The organism is Pseudoalteromonas sp. MMG022 (genome assembly GCF_021654245.1).
Taxonomy (GTDB): domain Bacteria; phylum Pseudomonadota; class Gammaproteobacteria; order Enterobacterales; family Alteromonadaceae; genus Pseudoalteromonas; species Pseudoalteromonas amylolytica.
This window is the reverse complement of the sequence record NZ_JAKFZQ010000021.1, coordinates 73648-80731: the sequence shown is the minus strand read 5'-3', so window position 1 is coordinate 80731 and position 7084 is coordinate 73648. Positions and strand designations below refer to the sequence as shown.

The 7084-nt window shown below is 43.8% G+C and carries 6 protein-coding genes; 2 read left to right on the top strand and 4 right to left on the bottom strand.

The window, feature by feature from the left end; translation table 11 throughout:
* On the top strand, positions 1-1113 hold a 1113-nt coding region (locus L1070_RS16790; protein WP_237126414.1), incomplete at its 5' end, for a hypothetical protein.
* Between the two features lie 202 nt (positions 1114-1315).
* Here the strand turns inward: L1070_RS16790 and L1070_RS16785 are convergent.
* The 4 genes from L1070_RS16785 to L1070_RS16770 all read right to left on the bottom strand — a co-directional run bounded on the left by L1070_RS16785 (position 1316) and on the right by L1070_RS16770 (position 5147).
* Positions 1316-2500, bottom strand: coding sequence for a right-handed parallel beta-helix repeat-containing protein (locus tag L1070_RS16785; protein WP_237126413.1), 1185 nt, complete (start codon positions 2498-2500; stop codon positions 1316-1318).
* Positions 2501-2673: 173 nt separating this feature from the next.
* Entirely contained in the window at positions 2674-3093 is a 420-nt protein-coding gene (locus L1070_RS16780) for a hypothetical protein (protein WP_237126412.1), read from the bottom strand.
* 137 nt (positions 3094-3230) lie between these two features.
* Positions 3231-4568, bottom strand: coding sequence for an FAD-dependent oxidoreductase (locus L1070_RS16775; protein WP_237126411.1), 1338 nt, complete (start codon positions 4566-4568; stop codon positions 3231-3233).
* Positions 4569-4589: 21 nt separating this feature from the next.
* Positions 4590-5147 carry a GNAT family N-acetyltransferase gene (locus L1070_RS16770; protein WP_237126410.1) on the bottom strand — a complete coding sequence of 186 codons (558 nt, stop codon included), beginning with the start codon at positions 5145-5147 and terminating at the stop codon, positions 4590-4592.
* A 284-nt stretch (positions 5148-5431) separates the two neighbouring features.
* Between L1070_RS16770 and L1070_RS16765 the strand changes: the two genes are divergently transcribed.
* Entirely contained in the window at positions 5432-6874 is a 1443-nt protein-coding gene (locus L1070_RS16765) for a chitinase (protein WP_237126409.1), read from the top strand.
* The last annotated feature ends 210 nt before the right edge of the window (positions 6875-7084 follow it).

Genomic DNA, 7084 nt, shown 5'->3' with positions numbered 1-7084 from the left:
CAAGGTCATTCTTTACATCATTACTATGGGTTACCAGAATTAGATTATGGCAAAGCGATTAATGCGCCATTTAACGGCAATGTGATCGGCCGCTCTGATTTATATCATGATGGAAGTGCTTTCAAATTGTTGGAAATCAACCTTGGCACGAATGTGGGTGGCGCAGATATGGTATATTACAAGGACATTTTGCTTGCCCAGCCATATCTGAGAGACTTTTTAATAGAGAACTCTGAAATTAGCTTCATAGACACATACCAAGTGTTAATCGAAAGTGCGTTAGCTGCCATGAGAGAGAGGCAACTTGTGGGTGATGATGGTGTGTTTACTATCGTCATTAGAAACAAACAGGCTGATGAGCAAATTGCGCAAGTATATATCAACCTTTACCAGCAAATTGCGCAGCAAATGGGGGACTCATTAAGAGTCTTTGTAGTTAAAGATGAAAAGGGATTTCAATATGCTGACAACCACCTATATTTTCAGGGGCACTTGGTCGGCTTTGTTGCTTGGTTACCTGAGGGTATGGAAACTTACAACATTTATGAGAGTTATCCTGATGAACTAAAAAAGGTGTGGCTGGAGCATAATGTTTTAGCAGGCGCTAACCTTTTAACGCATATTATTGAAAACAACATGAGCTTGGTACTGTTGTACAAACACCGTAACGATGCTTTGTTTGATGATACTGAGCGAGCTTTAATCGAAGAGGTTGTTCCTGAGACTGTGCTGCTTAGCGAACTAGATGATGATGCATTTAAAAGGGTAGAAGAGAATAAGGGAGACTTTGTTTTAAAACCGCTTATGGGCTGTCAAGGTAACGAGGTATACATAGGTTGCTACGTATCTCAGTCAACGTGGTCACAATACTTGGCACAGGCAAGAGCTAAAAATAACACCATAGTTCAGGTGAATGTCACGCCAAATAGTATTTATGCTATCGGCGAACATGGCGGTTTAAATCAGTGTACTCCTGTTTTTGGTTCATTCTTTTGCGGGGATACTTATGCATCCAGTTGGATTAGAAATAGAGAAGTGGATAGCGCATTTGATGGCGTTATTAATTCCGCTAACGGTGCATCTGAGATGATAGTGTTCCATTGTCGTAGCTAGTGGCCACATATTTTAAAGCGGATAGCAATGAACTTCATAAGGCAACTTTTAGTGTGTTGTCATGCGAACGTTATGATTACACCTAAACCTGAGGTTGTTAAGAGTAGGGCGAACGCTTTGACGGTCACTTGATTTTGTTGCTATCCAAAGTTGAACACCGTGGCTGTGAAGTGCCACGGTGTTACTCAGCACATCGACTGGTTTACTCAACAATGTAATGATGATTGTTATGTAACTCTCTTATAACTTGGTCGTTTAAGAAAGAAAAGGTCATAGGGCGACTTGCAGCGTCTAACTCGCCATTATTCTCAATGGTATTGTCAGTGATAATGTGAGGGGCTGATGTATTGGTCGCATATAGCTTGATGCCATAGGTAACGGGTTGCACCAATAGATTATTTTTATAAACATGCGGTAGACCGCCACTTATCTGGCTGTTTTGCTGCGCGGCATTACGCGCAAAAATACCATTTTCACCTGCATAGATAACATTGTTGTTCAGCACTCGTAGGTTATCACCATCTAACACCATACCGTTACCGCCACTTCGGTAAATAAGGTTGTTACTGATCTCTACATCATCTCCCCCTACCTGAATACCGGTATTCTGCCACACAGGTGCAAACGGGCTAACGCCAGTACGATAGATTTTATTGCCCGTGATTTTGGCGTTACCTAGCACTGAGTTTAGCTGAATACCATCCGCGGCTGTGTATTCTAATTTGTTGTTATATATACGAACATTTTCTAGTTTATGGGGGTAAACGGTGGTTGTTTCACCATTACAGGTTAACGTTCTACTTTTTCCTGTATAGCCCACATACATGCCTTCACCTTCTTCTGTGTGGTGCACATAGTTGTCGTGAATGCTTATACCGTGCATGGTGAAGTTTTCAGCCCATGTTGCAGAGTCGCAGTTTGGGTCGGTTTTGATCAACATGCCTGCAAATCGTGCGCGATAGATTTCAATGTGATCCACTTCGATTTGCTCAGTAAGGTTGCCTACACTGAGCGTGCCGCCTAAGCGCACGCCATAAGGTATAGATTCACTGTCAGATACCGAGGTTAGGCGGACCCATTTAGAACGCTCAATGGCGATGCTGTATTCATATGGGTTAGTGGTGACAACACCGTCTTGATTTCGGATTTGCACAGGCTGTGACTCACTACCGATTACGTTAGTAACTTTAATCGGCCCACGCGCCCCCTCTGCTAGACAAATTGTATCTCCAGGGGAAACATTCATTGCAATTCCATCAATTAAGTATTGTGATGAAGGTACGATAAAGTCGCATTCAGTACTGGCAGCGGGTGCTGCAAAAGCAGATGTTGTCAGTATTACAGGCGCACCTAACAGGCTGTATAGTGCAAAAGAAGAGTGTTTCATAAAATATCCCTAATTTATTTTTTGTCCACAATAATTAAACAGGTAATAGGGACTGTTGCAAGCTCTAATGTATATAGATGTAAAAATAGGCCTAAATTAGGAAAATAGTATGGTGTTTTAGAAAGCAACGAAAGCGCGCGGCGCTCTCGTTGTTAATTAACAAGCTTTGGCAACTATTGACACTTGATAGTTGCGTAAAGCTGATAGCATTGGTTCTTGCTACCTGTGCTTTTCTTGGTCCACGCTTTTGCATACCAATCATAATTAGCGTATGACGACTCATCTTCACCACATTTGATAGTGCTACCTGTTACCTCTTGGTTGTGGCCACGCTCTTCACAAAACTGGTTACCATTTGTTGGGTTAACAAAGAATGATTCTAAATAACCACGAACCCACACGCGAGGGCTGTAGTATGTGGTCGCGCTTGTAGCAAGCACACCGTCTACCTGATTGACTTCGACAACTGCTTTTTCGAAGGTAACAGTGCCATTTTGTGCAATGTTTTGCATCAGTTGCTCAGTTGATTCAACCTGCGCAAAAGCGACAGTCGAGGTGATAGCCAAAAGGCTTAACGCTATGTTCGTTTTCATAATTAATATACCTGTTGTATTAGTGTTTGCAGATTCAGGTCTATTTAAGTCCTATATGATGACGATTGCGTTTTTAAAATATGTACAATCAATTAACTTATTTATTGATTCGTGTGACATAGAGTTAACCTTATTATTTACCCAAATCGGTCCTTGAGATGAGCATATTGGTAATAGGCCAGCTGAGCGAACCGCCTAAAGCGTGGGAAAGGGAGATACGGTAGCGGTGTTTGATACAGAGGTAACTCAGGAATCGGCTGTTTAGCAATCAATTGTGCGAGCCGATAGGCTGCTTGTGAACTAAAAGACACGCCTGCACCGCAATACCCTAAAATGTAGCCGACATTGTTTTGCAGATAAACGTGCGGCATATCATCAAGTGCTGCGGCAATAAACCCATTCCAATAATAGTCATGCTGTATGTTGGCAAGTGCCGGAAAACATGCAGCAAGTCCGTGTTTTAAGTTATTCAGATACACATCGGCGTGTTGATCTTTGGCAAACACCGCGCCTCGACCGCCAAACAAAATGCGATTATCGGGCAGTAGGCGGTAGTAGTATTTGAGGGTACGGGTATCCATTGTCACTTGGTGAGTTTTCAAGCCCGTCAATGTTAGCTCTTGTTCACTCAGCGGTCGGGTTACCAAAATACTGCTTAAAATTGGCAAATATCGATTATTGATATAAGGGTGAGATTGCTTATTGTTGTATGCGTTGCCAGTATAAACCACGGTATTGGCGGTGATGGTCGCATCATTAACGTGTAGGTGATGGCGGTTGTTTTTTTCTTCAACTCGTTCAACCAGCGCATTTTCAAACAGTTTTACACCTGCTTTTATCGCAATTTCTCGATAACCAAGCAACAATTTCAGCGGGTTGATGCCAAAGCCGTCTGGTAGCCTCATTGCCCCGTAGGCTTGCTGATTAAGCATATATTCCTGTTCTAGCTCTGTGCTTGTCAAAAATTGTGCGTCACCGCCTAGGTGCTGTAAAAACTCGGCTTGAGTGCGCAACCCTTGCATGGCTTTTTGGTTATGGGCAATTTTCAAATAGCCTTTTTCTTGCTTCTGGCATTGGATATTGTGCTCATCAATGAGTGACTCAACGCGATGCACTGCAGCACTAAATTCATCATAAATGCCTTTGCAGGCTTGCATCCCCCATTTTTTTGCCATTTGTGGATAGCTGAGGCGACCGGACCCCTTGAGTACAAACCCAGCATTACGGCCACTGGCACCAAAACCCACCTGATTGGCTTCTAACACACAACAACTCATACCGTGTTCATGTGCCAGATAGTAGGCCGTTAAAAGGCCACTAAAGCCGCCACCTATGATTGCAACATCAAAGTGCTCACTACTGGTCGGTGCGCTGTTTGCAACAGGTAAACCTATGGTACTGGCCCAATAGCTAGGCGCATAACCTGATGCTTGGCAGTGTGTGTGGGTAAGTGGATCGTAAAGGGAGTCGCTCATAAAATTCTTATTCATTATTGATTAAAACATTAAAGCCATTTCTGCTGCTTGGCAGTGACATTCATTGCCGCATATGGTGCAAACATAACCGTCATTGCGGCAGTTTTCGAGCCAACGGTCATCATGAACTTTGACCAGCTTACCACCTGCTTTAGAAAAGTACTTTACTGCGCCATTACCAGGGCTTTGCATCCATAGATGAGCAACGCCCGCCAGTGCGCCTTGTTGTCTAAGTGCCACGATGGATTCATGGAGTAACTTGGGGCCGATACCTTGACCTTGTGCCTCTGGTGCCACTGCAATGCATTTGAAGTATGCCATTTGCGAGGGTAATACCGGCCAGCTTTTAGGTGTACACCATTTATCAATAGGCCATTGCTCTGCAGCATAGCTGGTGCGAAAACCAAGCAGCTGCCCTTGCTCATCTAATGCGACAAAGCAAGCGTTAATATCGAATTTAGTGCCCATAGCGACCATTTTTTCGAGACCTGACGCATCAAGATAGTTGTCGCCATGTACTTGGTTGGCAAGTTTGATGACGGCGTGATGGTGTTCTGGGCGTAATTCAGTAATGACCATGTTTAAATACCTGCTTGTTTTTAACCTTATTACCTTACTGTGAATTTAATAATAAATCTTTATGAAAAGGCAGGAACACAAAAATTTATTTAAACGCTGTTTTCACTTTGTTATTAATCAATTAGTGACAAGTACAACAGTGCAGGTTAAAAAACCACCGAATTGGATTGTTACAATCCTTTACATAAAGTGATTGACAGCGATGTCATTTGATTAATACTGTGAGTTAATTGTGTGAACTTTATGTTTCACGCTTGATACAACGTAAAGGAAGGAAGAACAACATGTACAAACTCACTCCCTTGGTGGTTGCACTGAATTTGGCGGCGATCACGAGCGCTGGCGCAATGACAATAGAACCTGACCCGCAAAACCCCGGTGGTTATTTGGTTTCAAAAGCAGAGCTGGACGAAGCCGCACAAAGCAAAACCAGTGACCCAATGTACGCCATTTGGGCTAAAGCTTTGGAAACGCGTGACAATAGTATTGTAGAGGCAATTGCACCTGGTCTTAGCACTAACCCTGACAATGTAAAACGTGTTGAAAGCGTATTTCCACAAGCGCAATGGGATTTCTTGACGCAGATGGCTGCGCCGGAATATACCTACACACGCTTTTTACGAGCAATCGGAAAGTTTCCTGCCTTTTGTGGCGACTACACTGATGGACGTGATGCCGATGCCATTTGTAAAAAATCTATCGTGACGGCATTTGCACATTTCTCACAAGAAACGGGGGGGCATATAGCCAAAGACAATGTGTCTGATAACCCGTTGGGTCTTGAAGAGTGGCAACAAGCGTTAGTACATGTGCGTGAAATGGGCTGGTCAGAAGGGCAACCAGGATATACAACAGGTTGCGGTCAGAATGACTGGCAAAACCGACGCTGGCCGTGCGCGAGCGGACAGGGCTACTTTGGTCGTGGTGCAAAGCAGTTGTCGTACCACTTTAACTACGGTGCATTCTCAGAAGTTATGTTCAACGGCGATGCGACGGTATTGTTAAATAATCCGGGTCTGGTGGCAGATTCATGGCTCAATCTAGCATCTGCTATATGGTTTTTCTTAACGCCACAGGCACCAAAGCCTGCGATGTTGCATGTGATTGACCGTACTTGGACGCCATCGCAGCGTGAGCAAGATGCAGGGATCGGCTATGGCTTTGGGACTACCATTAATGTCATCAATGGTGGCATTGAATGTGGTGAGCAGAATAAAAATAAAGGACAGCCAGTAAACCGTATCCGTTACTGGGAGGGTCTATCACATCATTACAATGTGCCAATTGAAAGCGACGAAGAAAACACCTGCTGGCAACAAACACCATACGGTAGTCTCAACCTCAATGGGGCCACGGATGTGCTTTACACCAACTGGGAAGGAGACTGGGCTTATTATTCCGACAGACCTGGTGGCTACTCTTTTGAATGTAAGTTAGTGGGTTATCAAACCGCATATTCTGCGCTGGTACCGGGAGATTATGAAAAGTGTGTAACCAACTTTTACCAATCACATGCTAGTTGGCCACAAGTACGAGTGGTGGACAACCTTGAACCACCTGTTGATGAGCCACCAGTCGGCGGTGTACCCGCATGGGATGCGAGTAAAGTCTATGTAGGCGGCGATCAGGCCAGCTATAAAGGCGCGATTTACGAAGCAAAGTGGTGGACAAAAGGGGATGTGCCGGATTCGTCACAACCATGGAAGTTTGTCAAAAACGCTGAGTAATCACTAGCATTGCAAAAAGGTAAAAAGCCGATAGTGGCAAACTATCGGCTTTGCGTTAAATCTAGAGTAGGCTAGATTAACAAATTTACTGGTTGGTGTTGGCTTTGAAACTTTGGCCTAACTGATTCAACTGAGAAATTTAATTTACTCAGGTACAAATAAAATAGGAGCAGTGTCATACAAGCCAGACTGAAGTCTATCTTAACCTGA